This window comes from Roseivirga seohaensis (assembly GCF_001592945.1).
Classification (GTDB): Bacteria; Bacteroidota; Bacteroidia; order Cytophagales; family Cyclobacteriaceae; genus Roseivirga; species Roseivirga seohaensis.
Genome location: NZ_LRPB01000031.1, coordinates 1 through 205 on the forward strand (window position 1 = coordinate 1; position 205 = coordinate 205).

A 205-nucleotide genomic window follows, 5' to 3' on the forward strand; every position below is an offset into this window, starting at 1 on the left:
TTCTATTCCTGACGTTTATGGAGCATTCACAAACAGCCTAAACTACAAAGGATTTAGCCTTTCTGTAATGTTTGCCTACAGCCTAGGTGGTAAAATCTATGATGGTAACTATGCAGGTTTAATGGGTGTTCTTGATGGCGGAGCCCTTAGCGTTGGTATTGCTGACAGATGGCAACAGCCAGGGGACATCACTGATGTACCTAGA

1 protein-coding gene is annotated in these 205 nt (G+C 43.9%); it reads left to right on the forward strand.

What is annotated here, in order from left to right; translation table 11 throughout:
• Positions 1 to 205, forward strand: a 205-nt coding sequence (locus tag AWW67_RS19045; protein ID WP_176700036.1) for a hypothetical protein, incomplete at both ends; no start/stop codon positions are given.